Source organism: Streptomyces sp. NPDC020780, assembly GCF_044334475.1.
Classification (GTDB): domain Bacteria; phylum Actinomycetota; class Actinomycetes; order Streptomycetales; family Streptomycetaceae; genus Streptomyces.
On the sequence record NZ_JBIRTB010000009.1, the window covers coordinates 373,133 to 394,357 of the forward strand.

Annotated in this window: 15 protein-coding genes and 1 tRNA gene; 5 read left to right on the plus strand and 11 right to left on the minus strand. The window is 68.5% G+C overall.

Going from position 1 to position 21,225, the window contains the following annotated elements:
* Nucleotides 1–283: 283 nt before the first annotated feature.
* Nucleotides 284–2,089, minus strand: a complete 1,806-nt coding sequence (locus ACH4VO_RS20170) for a 5'-nucleotidase C-terminal domain-containing protein (protein ID WP_360996189.1) — start codon at nt 2,087–2,089, stop codon at nt 284–286.
* A gap of 339 nt (nt 2,090–2,428) precedes the next feature.
* Here ACH4VO_RS20170 and pyk point away from each other — a divergent pair, with 339 nt between their 5' ends.
* Nucleotides 2,429–3,862 carry a pyruvate kinase gene (gene pyk / locus ACH4VO_RS20175; RefSeq protein WP_360996192.1) on the plus strand — a complete coding sequence of 478 codons (1,434 nt, stop codon included), beginning with the start codon at nt 2,429–2,431 and terminating at the stop codon, nt 3,860–3,862.
* A gap of 6 nt (nt 3,863–3,868) precedes the next feature.
* Here pyk and ACH4VO_RS20180 read toward each other — a convergent pair whose 3' ends face one another.
* Together ACH4VO_RS20180 and ACH4VO_RS20185 are read right to left on the minus strand one after the other, a co-directional pair.
* Nucleotides 3,869–4,657, minus strand: coding sequence for a helix-turn-helix domain-containing protein (locus ACH4VO_RS20180; protein WP_360996194.1), 789 nt, complete (start codon nt 4,655–4,657; stop codon nt 3,869–3,871).
* An 85-nt stretch (nt 4,658–4,742) separates the two neighbouring features.
* Nucleotides 4,743–4,825 (minus strand) — tRNA-Leu (locus tag ACH4VO_RS20185).
* 94 nt (nt 4,826–4,919) lie between these two features.
* On the opposite strand from ACH4VO_RS20185, the gene ACH4VO_RS20190 reads away from it, so the two are divergent.
* On the plus strand, nt 4,920–5,576 hold the full coding sequence (locus tag ACH4VO_RS20190) for a response regulator (protein WP_360996197.1): 657 nt from the start codon (nt 4,920–4,922) through the stop codon (nt 5,574–5,576).
* A gap of 71 nt (nt 5,577–5,647) precedes the next feature.
* On the opposite strand, the gene ACH4VO_RS20195 is transcribed toward ACH4VO_RS20190, so the two are convergent.
* From ACH4VO_RS20195 to ACH4VO_RS20225, 7 genes are all read right to left on the minus strand, one after another.
* Complete coding sequence (locus ACH4VO_RS20195; protein WP_360996199.1) at nt 5,648–6,364, minus strand: ABC transporter ATP-binding protein; 717 nt, start codon at nt 6,362–6,364, stop codon at nt 5,648–5,650.
* Nucleotides 6,361–7,245: an ABC transporter ATP-binding protein gene (locus ACH4VO_RS20200; RefSeq protein ID WP_360996233.1), complete on the minus strand. Its 885-nt coding sequence runs from the start codon at nt 7,243–7,245 to the stop codon at nt 6,361–6,363. Before ACH4VO_RS20200 ends, ACH4VO_RS20195 begins: the two co-directional genes overlap by 4 nt.
* A 5-nt stretch (nt 7,246–7,250) precedes the next feature.
* Nucleotides 7,251–8,984: a branched-chain amino acid ABC transporter permease gene (locus tag ACH4VO_RS20205; protein ID WP_360996236.1), complete on the minus strand. Its 1,734-nt coding sequence runs from the start codon at nt 8,982–8,984 to the stop codon at nt 7,251–7,253.
* A gap of 5 nt (nt 8,985–8,989) precedes the next feature.
* Nucleotides 8,990–9,922, minus strand: a complete 933-nt coding sequence (locus tag ACH4VO_RS20210) for a branched-chain amino acid ABC transporter permease (RefSeq protein WP_069172350.1) — start codon at nt 9,920–9,922, stop codon at nt 8,990–8,992.
* Nucleotides 9,923–10,021: 99 nt separating this feature from the next.
* Nucleotides 10,022–11,257 (minus strand): branched-chain amino acid ABC transporter substrate-binding protein, encoded by a 1,236-nt coding sequence (locus ACH4VO_RS20215; protein WP_360996204.1) that lies wholly within the window; start codon nt 11,255–11,257, stop codon nt 10,022–10,024.
* A 593-nt stretch (nt 11,258–11,850) separates the two neighbouring features.
* Nucleotides 11,851–12,321: a hotdog fold thioesterase gene (locus ACH4VO_RS20220; protein WP_360996207.1), complete on the minus strand. Its 471-nt coding sequence runs from the start codon at nt 12,319–12,321 to the stop codon at nt 11,851–11,853.
* 88 nt (nt 12,322–12,409) lie between these two features.
* Nucleotides 12,410–14,680 (minus strand): FdhF/YdeP family oxidoreductase, encoded by a 2,271-nt coding sequence (locus ACH4VO_RS20225; protein WP_360996209.1) that lies wholly within the window; start codon nt 14,678–14,680, stop codon nt 12,410–12,412.
* Nucleotides 14,681–14,846: 166 nt separating this feature from the next.
* On the opposite strand from ACH4VO_RS20225, the gene polA reads away from it, so the two are divergent.
* Entirely contained in the window at nt 14,847–17,558 is a 2,712-nt protein-coding gene (polA, locus tag ACH4VO_RS20230) for a DNA polymerase I (RefSeq protein WP_360996212.1), read from the plus strand.
* A 6-nt stretch (nt 17,559–17,564) separates the two neighbouring features.
* On the opposite strand, the gene ACH4VO_RS20235 is transcribed toward polA, so the two are convergent.
* Entirely contained in the window at nt 17,565–18,437 is an 873-nt protein-coding gene (locus ACH4VO_RS20235; RefSeq protein WP_360996215.1) for a DUF4184 family protein, read from the minus strand.
* 368 nt (nt 18,438–18,805) lie between these two features.
* Between ACH4VO_RS20235 and ACH4VO_RS20240 the strand changes: the two genes are divergently transcribed.
* Both ACH4VO_RS20240 and ACH4VO_RS20245 read left to right on the plus strand, forming a co-directional pair.
* Complete coding sequence (locus ACH4VO_RS20240) at nt 18,806–20,533, plus strand: lytic transglycosylase domain-containing protein (RefSeq protein WP_360996217.1); 1,728 nt, start codon at nt 18,806–18,808, stop codon at nt 20,531–20,533.
* A gap of 200 nt (nt 20,534–20,733) precedes the next feature.
* On the plus strand, nt 20,734–21,225 hold a 492-nt coding region (locus ACH4VO_RS20245), incomplete at its 3' end, for a helix-turn-helix domain-containing protein (protein ID WP_398441082.1).

The following is a 21,225-nucleotide window of genomic DNA, read 5'->3' on the forward strand; positions in this document are numbered from 1 at the left end:
CGAGAGAGCCACACCCCCGGACATACCCCCGACATACGGCCCACACCAACGCAACGGCCCGCCGGAACAACCGACGGGCCATCACCACAACCTCACGCACACACAAGCACCGGAAACGGCAGAGGTTGTCCCACACCTCCCGGTGGATCAGCACGCGGCGTCAGATCCGATGCATCGCACGGCGGAGGGACATCCGCAAACTGGACGTATGAGGACGTCCCGACAACCCGGCGAGGTGCCGTCGCTGACGCCGCGCGCCCGCCGTGCATTGCGGGACGGCCGTTCAGAACACCGGCACACCCTCACGCGTCAGCCGCCAGTCCACCGAAGCGAACTCCGCCGGATCCACCGAACCCTTCGCCTTCACCCACGCAATGATCGTGTTCCGGATCTCATCCGAATTCGCCCACACCTGCTTCGCACCCGGCACATGCGGGAAATTACCCCCACCACTCGCCCGATAATTGTTCACCGCGAACACGAACCGCGCCGCCGGATCAACCGGCTTCCCCTCGAACGACAGACCCACGATCCGCGAACCCACAGGCTGCGCGATATCGATGTTGTACGTCACCCCCGACACCACGTCGTAGTTGTAATCCGGAATGTTCTCCGCATTCGTCAACGCCGACGTGTCCACCGGCGCCCCCGCAGCCGTCCGCACGTAGTACCTCGCCGAGTACTCCAGATAGTCCTTCAACTGCGCACCCGTCAGCAACCGCGCCTCCAACGTGTTCTCGAACGGATACAGACCCGCAGCATCCTTGATCGTCACCTCACCCGCGGGAATCCCCGCCGTACGCGAGAAACACGCCGCCTGCGACAGCACCGGCAGCGCCGCGTACTCCCCGCCCGCCAACGCCGCCCGCACCGTCTCCGCCTGCACCAGGTTGATCAGATCGATGACCGGCTCGTCCTTCCACGGCGCATCCGCCGTCGACATCGCCGCCACCGACGTACCGATCACCTGATTCACATACGCCACCACCTTCGCGTGCTCATCCCCGAGCAACGACGTGATCCGCGGATCCTCCGCCACCGTGTTCGAGTTCAGCACCTCCGCGCCGACCCTCTCGACCACCCAACGGCCCTTCTCCCACACCACGTCGAAGTCGAACAACGTCAGCCGCTGCCCCCACTTCAACGGCTCCGACAGGACGACCCCCTTCCCCGTCGCCTCGTTCGTCACCACGTACTCGGGAATCTCCGCATGCGCGTGACCCACCAGAATCGCGTCGATCCCCGGCACCCGCTCCGCCACCAGACCCGCCGCATTCTCCACATACGGCAACTGATCCCCGTACGACGACGTACCCGACGAACCCGAATGCGCCGACACGACCACCACATCAGCACCCATCGACCGAAGCTTCGGCACCCACTTCGCCGCCTGCTCCTCAAGACCCGGGAACACCATCTTCCCGCCCACATTCGCCTTGTCCCAGATCGCCACACCAGGATTCGTCAACCCCAGCACCGCCACCCGCACATCACGCCCGTACGGCGTTCGCAGCCGCTTGATCACATACGGCGCGAACGCCGGCCGCAACGTCTTCGCATCCAGCGCGTTCGCACCGAGCAACGGGAAATCACACTGCTCCTCGAACTTCCGCAGCACCGGAATCCCGTAATTGAACTCATGATTCCCGAGCGCAGCCGCGTCATAGCCGATCGTGTTCATCGCCTGAGCCATCGGATGCACCGGACCACGCCGCGCCGTGATCGGATCGACCTTCGCGTAGTAGTACGACAGCTGCGTCCCCTGGATCGTGTCACCCGCATCGATCAACAGGGTGTTCCGGCGACCCCGGTCGTCACGGATCTGCTCCACCAGCGTGGAGATCTTCGCCAGACCCACATCGTTGTGCGCCTTGTCGTCGAATTCCTTGTCCGTGAAGTAGTCCCAGTTGAAGACATTGCCGTGCAGGTCCGTCGTCCCCATCACGGTGAACGAGTACCGCTTCACCGGACGCCCCTGCCCCTGCGGCTCCGAGGCGGCCGCCGGCCCCGCCACAGCCCCACCGGCCAGCGCCACACCCGCACCGGCCACAGCCGAACGGCCCAGAAACGTCCTACGGTTCAACGGCATCCTTGACTCCTCGTCCAGACGAACAACGCGCGTAGATTCTGACCCGGCCACCACCCCCCGCAACACCCCACCCAGGTTTCGATCTGATGACCACCAGCACCGCACCAACCCGCACCACCCCGCCATGCGAACCCGTGCACCCCACCCGCACCCACCTCCGCGACGTCCCCCCGGCCGCTCCTCACCCCCGAACGCGCACACGAATCACCCACCGCAAAAATGCTCATCAGAGCACCCCGCCGCACAATTCAACACTTGTCAATTGCCATTCATCGAAAGGTTGTTGCCCTGTCATGCAGAGCCAATTACCTACCCGTAGGTAAGGTCTAGGCTCGCACCATGCGCCGAGCCAAAATCGTTTGCACCCTAGGACCCGCAACCGACACATACGACCAGATCAAGGCACTCGTCGAAGCGGGAATGGACATCGCCCGCCTCAACCTCAGCCACGGCACCTACGCCGAACACCGAGCGCGCTACGACCACGTCCGCACCGCATCCGAAGAAACCGGACGCAGCGTAGGAATCCTCGCCGACCTTCAAGGCCCGAAGATCCGCCTCGGCCGCTTCGCCGAAGGCCCCGTACTCCTTGAACGCGGCGACGACTTCACCATCACCGTCGAACCCATGGACGGCGACCGCCACACCTGCGGCACCACCCACCACGGCCTCGCCACCGACGTCACCACCGGCGAACACATCCTCGTCGACGACGGCCGCGTCACCCTCGAGGTCACCGAGGTCGACGGACCCCGCGTCCACACCACCGTCATCGAAGGCGGCATGGTCTCCGACCACAAGGGGCTCAACCTCCCCGGCGTCGCCGTCTCCGTCCCCGCACTCTCCGACAAGGACATCGACGACCTCCGCTGGGCCCTGCGCACCGGCGCCGACATCATCGCCCTCTCCTTCGTACGCAGCGGACGGGACATCGACGACGTCCACCGCATCATGAAGGAGGAAGAACGCCACGTCCCCGTCATCGCCAAGATCGAAAAGCCTCAGGCCGTCCAGAACATCGACGACATCGTCGCCGCCTTCGACGGCATCATGGTCGCCCGCGGCGACCTCGGCGTCGAAATGCCCCTGGAACAGGTGCCCATCGTCCAGAAGCGCGCCATCACACTCGCCCGGCGCAACGCCAAGCCGGTCATCGTCGCCACACAGATGCTCGACTCGATGATCGACAACTCCCGCCCCACCCGCGCCGAAGCCTCCGACGTCGCCAACGCCGTCATCGACGGCACCGACGCCGTGATGCTCTCCGGCGAGACCAGCGTCGGCAAGTACCCCATCGAGACGGTCAGCACGATGGCCCGCATCGTCGAGGCCGCCGAGGAGGACATCCTCGCGAAGGGCCTCCCGCCCCTCACCGAACACAACAAGCCCCGCACCCAGGGCGGCGCGGTCGCCCGCGCGGCCGCCGAGATGGGCGACTTCCTCGGCGCCAAGGCCCTGGTGGCCTTCACCCAGAGCGGCGACACCGTCAAGCGCCTTTCCCGCTACCGCTCCCCGATCCCGCTCCTGGCCTTCACCCCGGACCCGGCCACCCGCGCGCAGCTGAACCTCACGTGGGGCGTGGAGACCTTCCTCGGCCCGCACGTGGAGTCGACGGACGCGATGGTGGCCCAGGTGGACGAGGAACTGCTGCGGATCGGCCGCTGCCGGAAGGGCGACGTCGTGGTGATCACGGCAGGGTCCCCTCCCGGGGTCGCCGGCTCCACGAACCTGGTGCGGGTGCACCACATCGGCGAGGACGACAGCCCGAAGTGACGGTCGTCAGTACTTCGGCCCGACGTGAGCGTCCATGAGAGCGACGGACGCCCGTCGGGCTACGGAGATGTTGAACGGGTCGCTGCCTCGGGCAAGGGTTGTCCATTCGACGCCCACTGCGGTCAGGGTGTCGCTGAAGAGCTTGCGGATGTCGTCGGACTTGTTGGTGAAGAAGTACCTGGGGTACTCGTAGCGCTTGCGCTCCCCGCCGACGAGCCGAGTGGTCCAGTTGATGATCCGGCAGCCGTCGGAGTGGATGAGGCCTCTGATGAACGCCCATGGATGTGCGTCCACGATCTTCTGTTGCCAGGGGTCGAGCACGATCTCGCGGTCATGCTTCTTCCCAGGTCCATGTTGCGGGAAGAGGCAGGGGAGGTGCTTCGAATACACCTTGATGTTGTGGCAGCCCTCCTTACGAACGCGGCACGTGGCATTGTCGGGGAATACCCGGCGCACCGCCGCTTCCGCTTCCTCCTGAATCCCGGGCCAGGAGTCGTCCAAGGTGATCATGAGGTTCGGAACCCGGTGCTGTGAGTGGTGACTGATGTGGCCGTCGCCCAGGTAGAGCCCCAGGAGGTAGGAGTAGGCGCGCTCGTCGAGCTGGGCGCCGTCGCACCGGTGGCATTTCGGGTCATGGGAGCCGGGGCATTCGCCCCGCTTGGAGCGGTCCATGTGCAGCCAGTAGGAGATGGTGCCGCGCGGGATGTTCAGTTGCCGGGCTACCTCCGCACCGGTCGAGCCGGACCTGAGCAAGGTGATTGCCTGGTGGCGCTTTTCGGGGCCGTGGAAGTTCACATAACAAGCTTGGGTCCCCTGGCCGACCCCGGACGCAAAGAAAGCGGATTTTCACCGGTATGTGAAAATCCGCTTCCTGGAACTGTGCCGGGTGCGGGATTCGAACCCGCATGTTCTTTCGAACAGATGTGTTTGAGACATCCGTGTATACCCTTCCACCAACCCGGCCGGAAAGCCCGCGAGTAGTGTACCGGGTGCCACACGTGCTGCGCTGCTAGGTAGGCTCGTGGGAGCTGTACCTGCCCTGGAACAAGGAGCCCCCGTGACCACCCCCGAGTCGCCCCAGCCCGTAGACGCCGTCGACGACGACCAGTCGCACGTCCCGCCGCTGACGACCCGCGTCGTCATCGCCGAGGACGAGGCCCTCATCCGCCTCGACCTCAAGGAGATGCTGGAGGAAGAGGGCTACTCGGTCGTCGGCGAGGCTGGTGACGGGCAGCGGGCCGTGGAGCTGGCCCGGGAGCACCGGCCGGACCTGGTCATCCTCGATGTGAAGATGCCGGTCCTCGACGGGATCTCCGCCGCCGAGAAGATCGCGGAGGAGTCCATCGCGCCGGTTCTGATGCTCACCGCGTTCTCGCAGCGCGACCTCGTCGAGCGGGCCCGTGACGCCGGGGCGATGGCGTACCTGGTGAAGCCGTTCAGCAAGAGCGACGTGGTTCCGGCGATCGAGATGGCCGTGTCCCGGTTCGCGGAGATGAAGGCGCTCGAGGGCGAGATCGCGGATCTTTCGCAGCGGCTGGAGACGCGGAAGCTGGTGGACCGGGCGAAGAGCATCCTGCAGACGGATTACGGGCTCTCCGAGCCGGCGGCGTTCCGCTGGATCCAGAAGACGTCGATGGACCGGCGTATGTCCATGCAGCAGCTCGCCGAGGCTCTCATCGAGGACGCCGAGGAGAAGAAGAAGGCCGCCGAGTAGGTCTGTGCCGCGTACGGAAGAAGGCCCGCATCCCGGTTCGTCCGGGTGCGGGCCTTCTTCTGTCCGGTGGGTCAGTCCTCGCCGAGGTAGGCCTTGCGGACGGACTCGTCGTGCAGGAGGTCCGCTCCGGTGCCGGAGAGGACGATCTTGCCGACCTCCATGACGTGGCCCTGGTCCGCGAGGGAGAGGGCGGCCTGGGCGTTCTGTTCGACGAGCAGGATGGTGGTGCCCGCCGCCTTGAGTTCGACGATGGTCTCCATGATCTTCTGCATCATGATCGGGGAGAGGCCCATGGAGGGTTCGTCGAGCATGAGCAGTTTGGGCTGGGACATGAGGGCGCGTCCCATGGCGAGCATCTGCTGTTCGCCGCCGGAGAGGGTTCCGGCTGCCTGTTTCCGTCGTTCCCCGAGGATGGGGAAGAGGTCGTAGGCGCGCTGGATGTCCTTCTCGATGCCCGCCTTGTCGGTGCGGAGGAAGGCGCCGAGCTGGAGGTTCTCCGCGATGGTGAGGCGGGGGAAGATGTGGCGGCCTTCGGGGGAGTGGGCGAGGCCCAGTGCCACGATCTTGTGGGCGGGGATCCCGTTGAGGGGCTTCCCGTCGAAGAGGATCCGGCCGCCGGAGGGCTTGAGGAGGCCGGAGAGGGTGCGCAGGGTGGTGGTCTTGCCGGCGCCGTTGGTGCCGATGAGGGTGACGACCTGGCCGGCTTCGACGCTGAAGGAGATTCCCTTGACGGCTTCGATCTTGCCGTAGGCGACCCTGAGGTCCTCGACCTCGAGCAGTGCGGTCACTGGCCTTCCCCTTCTGTGCTGGTGGTGCGCTCCGCCTCGTCCGTGCCGGTGGTGTCCGGTGCCTCGGCGGGGGCGGCGGTTTTCTCGGGGGTGTCCCCTTCGAAGGGGGTGCCGAGGTAGGCGGCGACGACGCGTTCGTCGCCCTGGACGACGGAGGGTGTGCCTTCGACGAGCTTCTCGCCCTGGACGAGGCAGGCGACGCGGTCGCAGAGGTTGAAGATGAAGCGCATGTCGTGCTCGATGACGAGTACGGCGATGCCCATGTCCCGGATGGCGAAGATGAGTTCTTCGGTGACGCGGGTTTCCTGCGGGTTCATGCCGGCGGTGGGCTCGTCCAGAAGGAGGAGGCCGGGGTCGCTGGCGAGGGCGCGCGCGATTTCCAGCTTGCGCTGGTCTCCGTAGGGGAGGTTGCGTGCGAGGTGGTCGGCTTTGTCCTGCAGGCCGATGAACTCGAGGAGTTCCATGGCGCGTGCGTGGGAGGCGGCTTCGGCCTTCTTGAATCCGGGGCCGCGCAGGAGTGCGGACCAGAGGCCTTCCTTGGTCCTGGTGTGGCGTCCGACGAGGACGTTCTCCAGGACAGTCATGTTGGCGAAGAGCCGGATGTTCTGGAAGGTGCGGGCGATGCCGGCCTGGGTGACGAGGTGGGGCTTGGGGGGCAGGACGGTGCCCTTGTAGCGGACCGTGCCCTCGGTGGGGACGTAGAGGCCGGTGAGGCAGTTGAAGAAGGTGGTCTTGCCGGCGCCGTTGGGGCCGATGAGGCCGACGATCTCGCCGGCGTTGACCTTGAGGTCGACGTCGCGTACGGCGGTGAGGCCGCCGAAGCGCATGGTGACGCCGCCGGCGTCCAGAACGGGCGTGGTGGTTTCGGTGGTGGTCGTCATGGTGTTCACGCCCCCGCCTTCACGGTGCCGACGCCGGATTCGGGCAGTGTGCCGTCGGGTGTGTCGAGTTGGCCGGTCTCGTGGTATTCGAGCTGGGCCCGCCGGTTGGCGATGAGGCCTTCGGGGCGGAAGCGCATCAGCAGGATGAGTGCGAGGCCGAATCCGAGAAGCTGGTAGTCCTGGAGGAACTGGAGCTTCGCGGGGATCATGTACAGGAGCGTGGCGCCGATGAGGGGTCCGCTGATCGTTCCCATGCCGCCGAGGATGACTGCGGCGAGGAGGAAGGCGGAGTTGGGGGGCACGGGGCCGGCGAAGACGTACATCTCCGGGACGACGGTGCTCTGTACGTGGGCCTGGACGGTGCCGGCGAGGCCGGCGAGGGTGGCGCCGAGGGCGAAGGCGATGAGTTTGACGCGGAAGCCGTTGATGCCCATGGCGGTGGCGGCGGTCTCGTCCTCGCGGATGGCGACCCAGGCGCGGCCGATGCGGGAGCTGCCTGCGCGGCTGAAGACGAGGACCACGAGGATCATGGCGAGCAGCATGAGCAGGTAGTAGTTGGCGTATCCGCCGAGTTCGATGCCCAGGATGGTGTGGGATTCGCCGAAGTCGTATCCGAAGAAGACGAGGTCGGGGATGTTGGGTACGCCGTTGGGGCCGTTGGTGACCTGGGGTCCGGATACGCCGTCGAGGTTGCCGACGGTGATGCGGAAGATCTCGCCGAAGCCGAGGGTGACGATGGCGAGGTAGTCACCGCGGAGGCGCAGTGTGGGCGCTCCGATGACGACGCCGAAGATGAGGGAGACGGCTGCTCCGGTGAGGACGGCTGCCCAGAAGGGGAAGTGGACGTCGAAGGCGGAGGCGGTGGTGCCGGAGACGAGGGCGGCGGTGTAGGCGCCGACGCCGAGGAAGGCGACGTATCCGAGGTCGAGGAGGCCTGCGAGGCCGACGACGATGTTGAGGCCGAGTGCGACGGTCGCGAAGATGAGGATGTTGACCGCGATGAGGGTGTACTGGTCGGTGGTCTGGGTGAAGGGGAACGCGGCGGCGGCGACGAAGGCGGCGGCTACGGCGATGGAGCGGTGGGTGGTGGTGAGTGCCGAGAGCCGGGCCAGGAGGCCGGATTTGAACAGGGCGCCGACGGCGAAGCCTGCGGTGAGCATGTAGCCGGTGAAGAGTTCGGCGTATTCGGTGTCGATGCCGTAGGTGACGACGAAGAGGCCGGTGCCGAAGGCGGCGACGATGATGAGGATTTCGGCCCAGGAGGGGAGTTTCCTGGGGCGTGAGGCTTTGTGTGTGTCGTCGGGGAGGAGGAAGGCGGCGAGCGGGATGGCGGAGGCCACTGCTGCGACGTAGCCGCCGGGTTCCAGGTTGACGACGCCGCCGAGTTCCACGGCGATGGCGATGACGGTGAACCAGGTGGTTCCGAAGGCGCCGAGGGCGAGGAGTTGGAGGGCTTTGGTGGTGCCGGTGGGGGCGAGCCAGCGGAGGCCCTTGATGTCGAGTGCGGCGAGTGCGTACAGGAGTACGAGGGCGCCTGCGACGAGGGTGAGGACCTGGAGGCCGCCGGGGTAGCCGTAGACGGTGAGGTCGCCGGGGAACTCGTCGGTGTAGGTCCAGGACAGGAAGGTGCTGGCGATGGTCGCGATGCCGCCGAGGGCGGTGAGGCGGCGCAGGCCGGTGGTCCGGGAGGTGGTGTCGGCCGGGGTGGTGGTGACGGTTGTGGTGGTGTCCGTTGTCATGGCTCTCACGCCCGATCCGCGACGCGCTCACCGAGCAGGCCTTGTGGCCTGACGAGGAGGACGACGATGAGAAGTACGAATGCCCAGACGTTGGCCCAGGCGCCGCCGCCGAGCTGCTGCATGCCGGGGATTTCTTCGATGTAGGCGATGGAGAGGGCTTCGGCGAGGCCGAGGACGACTCCGCCGACCATGGCTCCGTAGATGTTGCCGATGCCGCCGAGTACTGCGGCGGTGAAGGCCTTGAGTCCGAGGAGGAAGCCCATCTCGAAGTTGATCTGGCCCTTGTCGAGTCCGTAGGCGACGGCTGCGACGGCGGCGAACGCGGCTCCGATGGCGAAGGCCATCACGATGATGCGGTCGGTGTTGATGCCCATGAGCTTGGCCGTGTCGGGGTCCTGTGCGGTGGCCTGCATGGCGCGGCCGCTGCGGCTCTTGGCGACGAACATGCCGAGGGCGAGCATGCAGAGGGGGGCGAGGACGAGGATGAAGGCGTCGGCGCGCTGGAGGTAGAGGTTGTCGAAGATCTTGAAGGATTCGCCGTGGAATTCGGGGAAGCTTCGCGGCTTTTTGGCGTCGGGGTAGAAGCCCCAGACAAGCTGCTGGAGGACGATCGAGAGGCCGATCGCAGTGATGAGGGGGGCCAGGCGGGGGGCGCCGCGCAGGGGGCGGTAGGCGAAGCGTTCCGCGGCTGTGGCTACGGCGACGGAGGCGATCGCGCCACCGATGATCATGAGGGGTATGACCACCATGAGCGATGTTCCGCTGGGGAGTGCCAGGTAGGTGGTGAGGGCGCCGAAGCCCCCGATCATGAAGATCTCGCCGTGGGCGAAATTGATGAGCTGGACGATGCCGTACACCATGGTGTACCCGATGGCTATGAGGCCATAGAGCGCGCCGAGTGCGAGACCGTTGGCCAGCTGTTGCGGCAGTTCGTTCACCGCAGTGCCTCCGATGAGCTTGTCGGATATGACACCGCGCGAGGGCGCTGTTTGGGCCCTCGCGCGGTCAGGAGCGTGTGCTGTGGGTGTGCGGGGTGGTCAGTCTTCGAACGTGGCGCTCTTGACGTCCTTCCAGGCGCCGTTCTTGACCTGGTAGACGGTGAGCTGCTTGTTGGTGGTGTCACCGAACTCGTCGAAGGAGACCTTGCCGGTCACGCCGTCGAAGGAGACCTTGGCCATGGCCTCGGTGACCTTGGCGCGGGCGTCCTCGGGGAGCTTGCCGTCGTTGTCGGCGACGACGGCCTTGACGGCCTGGATGATGGCCCATCCGGCGTCGTAGGAGTAGCCGCCGTAGGCCGCGTAGGGGTCCTTGTAGCCGCCGGCGGTGTAGTCCGCGATGAACTGCTTGGCGGTCGGGAGGGCTTCGACGGGGTAGCCGACGGAGGTGGCGAAGTCGCCGTCGTTGGCCTCACCGGAGGCGCTGATGAAGGCGGGGTCGTAGATGCCGTCGCCGCCCATGGTGGGGATCTTGGCGCCGGTCTTCTTGATCTGGTCGGAGAGGAGGCCGCCTTCGGGGTACTGGCCGCCGTAGTAGACGGAGTCGGCGCCGGAGCTCTTGACCTTGTCGGCGGTGCTGGAGAAGTCGGTCTCCTTCACCGTGACGTGGTCGGTGCCGACGACCTTGCCGCCGAGGCGTTCGAATTCCGCGGAGAAGATCGCGGCGAGGCCGGCGCCGTAGGTCTGCTTGTCGTCGACGACGTAGACCTTCTTCTTCTTGGCGTCGTTGAAGAGGTACTGGGCGGCGAACTTGCCCTGGACGACGTCGGTGGCGCAGGTGCGGAAGTAGGTCTTGAAGACGCGCTTGGAGTCGCCCTTGCCCCAGTTGTCGCCCTGGCTGAGCGCGGGGTTGGTGTTGGCGGGGGAGACCTGGGTGAGGTCGGCCTTCTCGAAGACGCCCTGCATGGACTGGGCGACGCCGGAGTTCAGGGGGCCGACGGCGCCGAGGACGTCCTTGTTGCCGACGAGTTTGGTGGCGTTGGCCTGGCCGGAGGCGGGGACGGCCTGGTCGTCGAGGGCTTCGATCTTGAATTCGATGCCGGGGACTTCGTTGTTCTTGTTCGCGGTCTTGGCCGCGAGGTCCACGGAGTTCTTGATGCCCTGGCCGAGTGCGGAGAGGGAGCCGGTCAGCGGGGCGTCGACACCGATGACGACGGTGGTCTTGCTGCCGCCGTCGCTGCTGCCCTTGCTGTTGTCGTCGCGCGACCCGCAGGCGGTGAGAGTGAGTGCACCGGTGGTGAGCACGGTGGTGAGGATGATCAAAGAACGGTGTCGCACGAAAGGTCCTTTCCCTGGCGCGGCCTCCTCTGCATGAGGTGCCGTGGTCCGCCGGGCTGTACTGGTCGATACAGGGCCGTGCAGTGCCGTCGCCCGGCGGCGCGGTGACTGGCCGTGACTCTATGGGCAGGTGAGGGGGTGCGGGACGGGTCCGCTGATGATGTGACTGTCTTGTTATGCCATGGGGAACGCTTGGTGGTCGGAGTGTGGACATGTACGGCTTTTCCCTGGACGCCGAAGTGACCGCATGGTGAGAACGCCCAGCTCTGCTAAGGGGCTTGGGGCGATCTTGGTGCTGTCGCCCGAATCGGGGCGCATGGGGCGCGGTGTCGTTGCCCGGGGGTGGGGTGCGGGGGCGTGCGGGTAATTTTCGTGTATTGCACACTTGTTACGCAGTGTTACATCTGGAAGAAGTGTGCCCCTTGTGAAGACCGTCGCTTCGCATGGGGTGCGGGCCGGGGGAACGTGTGCGCAGGTCAGGGCTGTTGACCGTGTGTGTCCGCCGACGCGTGGGCCGGGTTGCGGATATGGGTCTGCCCGGTCCGGAATGCGGTGCGTTTCCGGCCGGGCAGCGGGGGGTGGGGCAGGGTGCGTCAGTCCGCGGCGGGGCGGGGTGCGTCGCGGAGCAGGCAGGTGAGGCGGGCGGTGCAGACGCGCTTGCCGTCCTCGTCGGTGATGACGATCTCGTACGTGGCGGTCGAGCGGCCGCGGTGGACGGGGGTGGCGACGCCGGTGACGAGGCCGCTGCGGGTGCCGCGGTGGTGGGTGCAGTTCAGGTCGACGCCGACGGCGATCCTGGTGGCGCCGCCGTGGAGCATGGAGCCGATGGAGCCGAGGGTCTCGGCGAGGACGGCGGAGGCGCCGCCGTGGAGGAGTCCGTAGGGCTGGGTGTTGCCCTCGACGGGCATGGTGCCCACGACGCGCTCGGCGGAGGCTTCGACGATCCGTACGCCCATGCGTTCGCCGAGGTGTCCGGCGGAGAAGAGTGCGGGGAGGTCGACGCCGAGTGCGGCGTACTCGTCGATGATCTCCTGGGGGAACGTGGGTGCGGTGTGCTCGCCCATGGCGTCCTGCTCCGATCGTCTGCGGTCGTCCGTGCTGTGTGCACTGTTCTTATCAGACGACTGAGCGGACGCTTAGGGCGTGGGGGTCTCAGGTCTGCTCGAACCGGACGACGACCGACTTGCTGGCCGGGGTGTTGCTGGTGTCGGCGGTGGCGTCGAGCGGGACGAGGACGTTGGTCTCGGGGTAGTAGGCGGCGGCGCAGCCGCGTGCGGTGGGGTAGTGCACGACGCGGAAGCCGGGTGCGCGGCGTTCGACGCCGTCCTTCCATTCGCTGACGAGGTCGGTGTAGGAGCCGTCGGCGAGCCCGAGCCGGCGGGCGTCTTCGGGGTTGACCATGACGATGCGGCGGCCGCCCTTGATGCCGCGGTAGCGGTCGTCGAGTCCGTAGATGGTGGTGTTGTACTGGTCGTGGCTGCGCAGGGTCTGCAGGAGGAGCCGGCCGTCGGGGAGTCGGGGGTACTCGACGGGTGCGGCGGTGAAGTTGGCCTTGCCGGTGGCGGTGGGGAAGCGGCGTTCGTCGCGGGGGGCGTGGGGGAGGGAGAAGCCGCCGGGGTGGGCGACGCGGGTGTTGAAGTCCTCGAAGCCGGGGACGACGCGGGAGATGCGGTCCCGGATGGTGGCGTAGTCGTTCTCGAAGTCTTCCCAGGGGGTGGTGGAGCGGGGGCCGAGGACGGAGCGGGCGAGGCGGGCGACGATGGCGGGTTCGGAGAGGAGGTGGGGGCTCGCGGGGGTGAGGTTGCCGCGTGAGGAGTGGACCTGGCCCATGGAGTCCTCGACGGTGACGAACTGCTTGCGGCCGGCCTGGACGTCCTTGTCGGTGCGGCCCAGGGTGGGCAGGATCAGGGCGCGGGAGCCGGTCACGGTGTGGGAGCGGTTGAGTTTGGTCGACACGTGGACGGTGAGGCGGGCGCGGCGCATGGCGGCTTCGGTGACGGCCGTGTCGGGTGTGGCCGCGACGAAGTTGCCGCCCATGGCGAAGAAGACCTTGGCGTCGCCGTCGCGGAGTGCCTGGATGGACCGTACGACGTCGTAGCCGTGGTGGCGGGGTGAGGTGATGCCGAATTCCTTGTCCAGGGCGTCGAGGAAGGCGGTGGAGGGGCGTTCGAAGATGCCCATGGTGCGGTCGCCCTGGACGTTGGAGTGGCCGCGTACGGGGCATACGCCGGCGCCGGGCCTGCCGATGTTGCCGCGCAGGAGGAGGAAGTTGACCACTTCGCGGATGGTGGGTACGGAGTGTTTGTGCTGGGTGAGGCCCATGGCCCAGCAGACGATGGTGCGTTCGGAGGCGAGGACCATGGCGAGGGCCTGTTCGATGGCCTCGCGGTCCAGGCCGGTGGCGGTGAGTGTGTCGTCCCAGTCGGCGGCGCGGGCGGCTTCGGCGAACGCGTCGTATCCGTGGGTGTGGGCGCTGACGAAGGCGGTGTCGACGGCTCCGTCGGTCTCGAGGATCAGCTTGTTGAGGAGCCGGAAGAGGGCCTGGTCGCCGCCGATGCGGATCTGCAGGAAGAGGTCGGTGAGTGCCGTGCCCGTGACCATGCCGCGGGCGGTCTGCGGGTTCTTGAAGCGTTCCAGGCCGGCTTCGGGCAGCGGGTTCACCGAGATGATCTTCGCTCCGGAGGCCTTGGCCTCTTCGAGGGCGGAGAGCATCCGGGGGTGGTTGGTGCCGGGGTTCTGTCCCGCGACGATGATCAGGTCGGCCTGGTGGAGGTCGTCGAGGCTGACGCTGCCCTTGCCGACGCCGATGGTCTCGGTGAGCGCGGATCCGGAGGACTCGTGGCACATGTTGGAGCAGTCCGGCAGGTTGTTCGTGCCGAATTCGCGGGCGAAGAGCTGGAGGAGGAACGCGGCCTCGTTGCTGGTGCGGCCGGAGGTGTAGAAGAGCGCCTCGTCGGGGGAGGCGAGGGCGGTGAGTTCCTCGGTGATGATCTCGAAGGCGCGTTCCCAGGTCACCGCCTCGTACCGGTCGGCGCCTTCGGGGAGGTACATGGGCTGGGTGAGGCGTCCCTGCTGGCCGAGCCAGTAGCCGCTGCGGGTGGCGAGGTCGGTGAGGGGGTGGGCGGCGAAGAAGTCGGGGGTGACGCGGCGCAGGGTGGCTTCCTCGGCGACGGCCTTGGCGCCGTTCTCGCAGAATTCGGCGGTGTGCCGTTCGTCGCCCTCGGGCCAGGCGCAGCCGGGGCAGTCGAAGCCGTCCTTCTGGTTGACCTTGAGGAGGGTCCGGGCGGTGCGGCGCACGCCCATCTGCTGCTGGGCGACGCGCAGGGTGTGGGCGACGGCGGTCAGTCCTGCGGCGGCGTGCCGGGCCGGCCGGACCTGCGGGGCGTCCTGGACCGGGTCACCGGTCGGGGGCTTGGTGGCCATGGTGCTCCCCTTCGTCTTCGCTTCTTTCCCCGATCCTGTCACGCACGCGGGGTGGGGACCCCGGGGGAAGGGCGGGGAGAGGTGCCGGGCGGGGGCGGGCCGGCGGTGGCGGGGGGCGGGTGGTGGCCGGTCCGGATTGTCAGTGGTCCGTGGCAGGATCGGGGGCGTGGCTGAGACGGCATCGAAGAAGACGGCAGACAACCGACCGCGCCTGCTCCTGATGGACGGGCACTCCCTGGCGTACCGGGCGTTCTTTGCGCTGCCCGCGGAGAATTTCACGACGGCGACGGGGCAGCCGACCAATGCCGTGTACGGGTTCATGTCGATGCTGGCGAACACGCTGCGCGACGAGGCGCCCACGCATTTCGCGGTGGCGTTCGACGTGTCGCGCAAGACGTGGCGCGCTCAGGAGTTCCCGGAGTACAAGGCGAACCGTTCGACGACGCCTGACGAGTTCAAGGGGCAGGTGGAGCTGATCGGCGAGCTGCTGGACGCGATGCGCGCGGACCGGTTCGCGGTGGAGGGCTTCGAGGCGGACGACGTGATCGCGACGCTGGCCACGCAGGCCGAGGCGGCCGGTTTCGAGGTGCTGATCGTCACGGGTGACCGTGACTCCTTCCAGCTGATCACGGAGAACGTGACGGTGCTGTATCCGACGAAGGGCGTCTCGGAGCTGACGCGCTTCACGCCGGAGAAGGTGCTGGAGAAGTACGGTCTCACGCCGGCCCAGTATCCGGACTTCGCGGCGCTGCGGGGGGACCCGTCGGACAACCTGCCGGGCATTCCGGGGGTGGGGGAGAAGACGGCGGCGAAGTGGATCAACCAGTTCGGTTCGTTCGCGGAGCTGGTGGAGCGGGCCGACGAGGTGAAGGGCAAGGCGGGCCAGAACTTCCGGGACCACCTGGACGCCGTGAAGATGAACCGCGTCCTGACCGAGATGGTCCGTGACGTCGAGCTGCCGAAGCTCCCCGCAGATCTGGAGCGTGCCCCGTACGACCGCACGGCGGTCACCGGGGTGCTGGACATCCTGGAGATCCGTAACCCGAGCCTGCGTGAGCGGCTGCTCGCCGTCGACCCCGGGGCCGCCGAGGCGAAGGCCCCGGAGCCCGCGGCCGGTGTCGAGCTGGACGGTGCGGTGCTGGGGGAGGGCGAGGTCGCGCCGTGGCTGGAGGCCCACGGGCGGCAGCCTCTGGGCGTCATGACGGTGGACACCTGGTCGCTGGGCACGGGCACGGTCACGGAGATCGCGCTGGCCGCCGCCGACGGGGCGGCCGCCTGGCTCGATCCGGCCGGGCTCGGGGAGGCCGACGAGCGGGCGCTCGCCGCGTGGATCGCGGATCCGCAGCGGCCCAAGGTCCTGCACAACGCGAAGAACGCCCTGCGGGTCTTCCCTGAGCAGGGGTGGCAGCTGGAGGGTGTCTCGATGGACACCGCGCTCGCCGCCTACCTGGTCAAGCCGGGCCGCCGTTCCTTCGCCCTGGACGCGCTGGCGGTGGAGTACCTCGGCCGTGAGCTGGCCCCCGCCCCGGCGGCCGACGGGCAGCTGGCCTTCGGCGCGGACGACCGTGCGGAGGCCGACGCCCTGATGGCGCAGGCGCGGGCGGTGCTCGACCTCTCGGAGGCGTTCACCACGCGTCTGGAGGAGGTCGGTGCCACGGGGCTGCTGCATGACATGGAGTTGCCGACCTCGATCATGCTGGCCCGTCTGGAGCGGCACGGCATCGCCGCCGACCGGGCCCATCTGGAAAGTATGGAGCAGCAGTTCGCGGGCGCTGTGCAGCAGGCGGTGAAGGAGGCGCACGCCGCGGTGGGCCACGAGTTCAACCTCGGTTCGCCCAAGCAGCTGCAGGAGGTCCTCTTCGGCGAGCTGGCGCTGCCCCGGACGAAGAAGACGAAGACGGGCTACACCACGGACGCCGACGCCCTGGCCTGGCTGGCGGGGCAGACCGAGCACGAGCTGCCGGTCATCATGCTGCGCCACCGTGAGCAGGCCAAGCTGCGGGTCACGGTCGAGGGCCTGATCAAGACGATCGGTGCGGACGGCCGTATCCACACCACGTTCAACCAGACGGTCGCGGCGACGGGGCGGCTCTCGTCCACCGACCCGAACCTCCAGAACATCCCCGTCCGTACGGACGAGGGGCGGGCCATCCGCCGGGGGTTCGTCGTCGGCGAGGGCTTCGAGACGCTGATGACGGCGGACTACAGCCAGATCGAGCTGCGGGTCATGGCACATCTGTCGGAGGACGCCGGGCTGATCGAGGCGTTCACCTCGGGGGAGGACCTGCACACCACGGTCGCCTCGCAGGTGTTCGGCGTCGACAAGTCGGCGGTCGACGCGGAGATGCGCCGCAAGATCAAGGCGATGTCGTACGGCCTGGCCTACGGTCTCTCCGCGTTCGGCCTCTCCCAGCAGCTGAACATCGAGGCCGGTGAGGCGCGCAGGCTGATGGACACCTACTTCGAGCGGTTCGGCGGTGTCCGTGAGTATCTGCGCAGGGTCGTGGAGGAGGCCAGGGCCACCGGGTACACGGAGACGATCTTCGGCCGGCGCCGGTATCTGCCCGACCTGAACAGCGACAACCGTCAGCGGCGTGAGACGGCGGAGCGGATGGCGCTCAACGCGCCGATCCAGGGGACGGCCGCCGACATCGTGAAGGTCGCGATGCTGCACGTGGACCGGGCGCTGACCGAGGCCGGGCTGAGGTCGCGGATGCTGCTCCAGGTCCATGACGAAATCGTCCTGGAGATCGCGAAGGGCGAGCGGAAGCAGGTGGAGGAGATCCTGCGCCGTGAGATGTCCACGGCGGTGGAGCTGCGTGCACCGCTGGACGTGTCCGTCGGGGTCGGCTCGGACTGGGAGTCCGCCGCGCACTGATCCCGGTCAGCCGGCGTTCTTGCCGGCCGGACGAGCCCGGGCGGTTTCCGCTCCGGGTCCGTCCGCGGGCCGGGCGCCGGGCTGTCCGGGCAGCCGCATCCACGCCCCGTACAGCAGGAGTCCTACGGCGAGACCTGCCCCCGCGCCGAAGCAGGCGGTGGGGATGATGTCGAGCGGGGTGTCGATGTGCCCGAAGTAGGCGTACCAGCGGGCGCACCGGTGGAGTACGCCCAGCAGCACGCACGCGGTGAACAGTGCGCCCGCCCACCGGCGGCGGGTCCGGCCGAGCACGGGCACGGACGGCGGCGGGGGGACGGGGCCGGCCTGCCGCAGACCGGTGCGGGTGAACCACACGAGGACGGTGAGGGCCACGGCCGAACTCCCGTACTGGACGAGCTGGAAGACCGGATGGCCGCCGACGCTCCGGCCGAGGACGGGGAACAGTTCGGTGCCCCAACGGCCGTGGTGGGTGAAGGCGTCCCATACGACGTGGGTGCCCGAGCCGATGACCGCGGACAGGACGAACCACGCGGTCTCGGACAGGGCCGGGCGGCCGGGTGTCCGCGGCCGCCCCCGCAGGAAGGTGTGGACGCGTCCCTGCGAGGCGGTGGGGAGCAGCGCCACGAGTGGTTCGCGCAGCAGCAGCCACAGGGCGACCAGTGCTCCGGTGAGGAGCACGTCGACGGTGAGGACCCCCCACACGGCGTGGGTCACGGCGCCGAACTCCATGGCGCCGGGGACCGCCGTGTCCGCGTAGTAGGTCAGGTCGGGTGCGAACGAACCGGCGACGAGGGCGGAGGCGACCAGCGGACCGCGGCCCGTTCCGGACCGGCGGATCCCGGGGAGTACGGCTGCGGCATGGCTGAGCGTGAACGGCATGGCGGCAAGTATGCGTGAGTGACCGTCACCCGCACCGGGCCGGGCGCCGCGGTGTGGCCTCCGCGCGGCCCGCGCCGGGACGGCCGTCACGGAACCGGTCGTGGGGGAGCGTCGTCACGGAGGCGGCCGTCGAGGAACCGGTCGTCGGGGAGCGGCCGTCCCGGAGGCGGCCGTCGAGGAGCCGGGAACACTTCGGAGGACTTCGGAGCACTTCGGACGAGTTCGGGAACGAGGTGGCGACGGGAACGTGAAAAGTCGGTAAGAAGCGGTCGTGGGCCGGTGTTGTGGCCGCAGGAGTTGCCGTAGGGTCGCCTGAGTCCTCGCGCCGGGGAGCGCGAACAGCCGTCGACGGGGAGGGACCAGAACGTATGGCAGCGCAATTCGGCCGTCGGCTTCGCAGGGGGGCCACCACCACCGCGGTGGCGGCTGCCGCCGTGGCGGCCCTGTCCGCCTCCCAGGCTCCCGGCTCGCCACTCGCCGGGAGTGCGACGGGTGGTGACCAGCCGACAGCCGGTTCCACCTCCACCTCCACCGGTGACGGCGGAGGCGCGGCCACCGGCAACTCGCCTTACTACACGGACCTGCCCCCGCTCAACACGCCCGACAAGCCCGGTACCTCCGTGAACCTCCCGGTGACCGGCAAGGCGGAAGCAGGCATACCGGCCTCCATCCTGGCCGCGTACAAGAAGGCCGAGCGGGACGTGGCGGGCACCGACGCGGCCTGCCGCCTGCCGTGGCAGCTCCTCGCCGCGATCGGCAAGGTGGAGTCCGGGCAGGCACGCGGCGGCAGGGTCGGCGCCGACGGCACCACCTTCTCCCCGATCCTCGGACCGGCCCTCAACGGCCAGGGGTTCGCCCTCATCAAGGACACCGACGGCGGTGCGTACGACGGGGACTCCACCCACGACCGCGCCGTCGGCCCGATGCAGTTCATCCCGCAGACCTGGGCGACCTGGGGCCAGGACGGCAACGGTGACGGGCGCAAGGACCCCAACAACATCTACGACGCGGCACTGGCCGCCGGACGCTACCTCTGCGCGGGCACGCGCGACCTGGCCGTGGCGGCCGATCTCGACCGGGCGGTGCTGAGCTACAACCACTCGCGGGAGTACCTGCGCACGGTGCGCTCCTGGTTCGAGTTCTACAAGCGCGGTACCCACGAGGTCCCGGACGGTACGGGCGTCCTGCCTGCCGACAGGGGCAGCGGCTACACGCCCTCGCCCTCGCCCACGCCTCCCGGCAGGCACACGGCTGCGGACCCGACCCCCGGCACACCGGGCACGGGCGGGAAGGGCACGGCCGGTCCGTCGCCGAAGCCGACCCCGCCCGCCGAGCCGAAGCCGACCCCGCCCGCCGAGCCGAAGCCGCCCACCACCGGGCCGACTCCCACACCCACCCCGACGCCGCCCGCGAGGTTCGGCAGCCTGGAGAACGCGGGCACCGGCCCCCTCACCGCCACGGCGGGCGAGGAGTTCGCCGGACGCGTCGGCGTGCGCGCCAGGAACACCCTCGGCGCCCCGCTCGCCGGCACGGACGTCACCTTCACGGTCACCGGTGACACGGACGCGCGCTTCGCCGGCGGGAAGTCGGCGGTCACGCTGCCCACCGCCGCCGACGGCACCGTCACCGCCCCGGTCCTGACGGCGGGTGAGAAGACCGGCACGTTCACGGTGACCGCCGTCGCCGGCACCGCGGCGCCGCGCACCCTCACCTTCACGGCGACCGTCACCGCCCGCCGGGCCGACACTCTCGTCCGTACCGGCGACGAGGCCCTCACGGCCGCCCCCGGCACCGCGTTCGCCGGCACGGTCGAGGTCAAGGCCACCTACAAAAATGTGGGTGTCGCCGGCACCGCCGTCACGGCCACGATGATCACCGGTGGGGAGGCACCCGCCGTGAACGACAAGGGCCCGTACTTCAAGGACGCGTCCGGCGCCCCCGTCCGCACGCTCGGTCTGACGACCGGCGCCGACGGAGTCCTGCGGCTCCCGCAGATCCACGCCGACGACAACGCGGGCACCTACACCCTGCGGCTCACCACCGCGAGCGGTGCCACGGTCACCGTCGAGCTCACGGTCCAGGCGCCCGCCGCCTGATCCGGCAGGACCTGTATGGAGTTGTCCCGCGACGCCGCGGGACAACTCCATAGTCGCGGGACAACTCCATACAGGTCCTAGGTGTTCTGTCCCGGGAGGTTGTGGACGGGTGAGCCAAGTCTCGGCTGAGGGATCTTGAACGGGTGAGGGCCTTCCGGTTCGGTGTGGATTGCGACGTCTACACCAACAGAAAGGCCCTCGTGTCCCACCGTAATGCACCCCTGACGGAGACTGGCCGTCTGCGTCTGGCCCGCTGCGTGGTCGAGGACGGCTGGCCCCTGCGCAGGGCGGCCGAACGCTTCCAGGTCTCGCCGACCACGGCCCAGCGTTGGGCGGACCGCTACCGCAAGCTCGGCGCGGCGGGCATGAGCGACCGCTCGTCCAGGCCGCACCACAGCCCGAGCCGGACCCCGACCCGCACCGAGCGGCGGATCATCAAGGTCCGCATCCTGCGCCGCTGGGGACCGGCCCGCATCGCCTACCTGCTGCGCTTGAACCCGTCCACGGTGCACCGGGTCCTGGCCCGCTACAAGCTGGCCCGTCTCGCTCATCTCGACCGCGCCACCGGACGGGTGATCCGCCGCTACGAACGGTCCACGCCGGGCGAGCTGGTGCACGTGGACATCAAGAAGCTCGGCAACATCCCCGACGGCGGCGGCCACAAGAGCCTGGGCCGCCAGGCCGGCCGCAAG

Bases quoted from the DNA above. Each gene is read 5' to 3' on its own strand.
- ACH4VO_RS20170 (WP_360996189.1), bottom strand. From the start codon at position 2,089: ATGCCGTTGAACCGTAGGACGTTTCTGGGCCGTTCGGCTGTGGCCGGT.
- pyk (WP_360996192.1), top strand. From the start codon at position 2,429: ATGCGCCGAGCCAAAATCGTTTGCACCCTAGGACCCGCAACCGACACA.
- ACH4VO_RS20200 (WP_360996233.1), bottom strand. From the start codon at position 7,245: ATGACGACCACCACCGAAACCACCACGCCCGTTCTGGACGCCGGCGGC.
- ACH4VO_RS20205 (WP_360996236.1), bottom strand. From the start codon at position 8,984: ATGACAACGGACACCACCACAACCGTCACCACCACCCCGGCCGACACC.
- ACH4VO_RS20220 (WP_360996207.1), bottom strand. From the start codon at position 12,321: ATGGGCGAGCACACCGCACCCACGTTCCCCCAGGAGATCATCGACGAG.
- ACH4VO_RS20225 (WP_360996209.1), bottom strand. From the start codon at position 14,680: ATGGCCACCAAGCCCCCGACCGGTGACCCGGTCCAGGACGCCCCGCAG.
- ACH4VO_RS20235 (WP_360996215.1), bottom strand. From the start codon at position 18,437: ATGCCGTTCACGCTCAGCCATGCCGCAGCCGTACTCCCCGGGATCCGC.
- ACH4VO_RS20240 (WP_360996217.1), top strand. From the start codon at position 18,806: ATGGCAGCGCAATTCGGCCGTCGGCTTCGCAGGGGGGCCACCACCACC.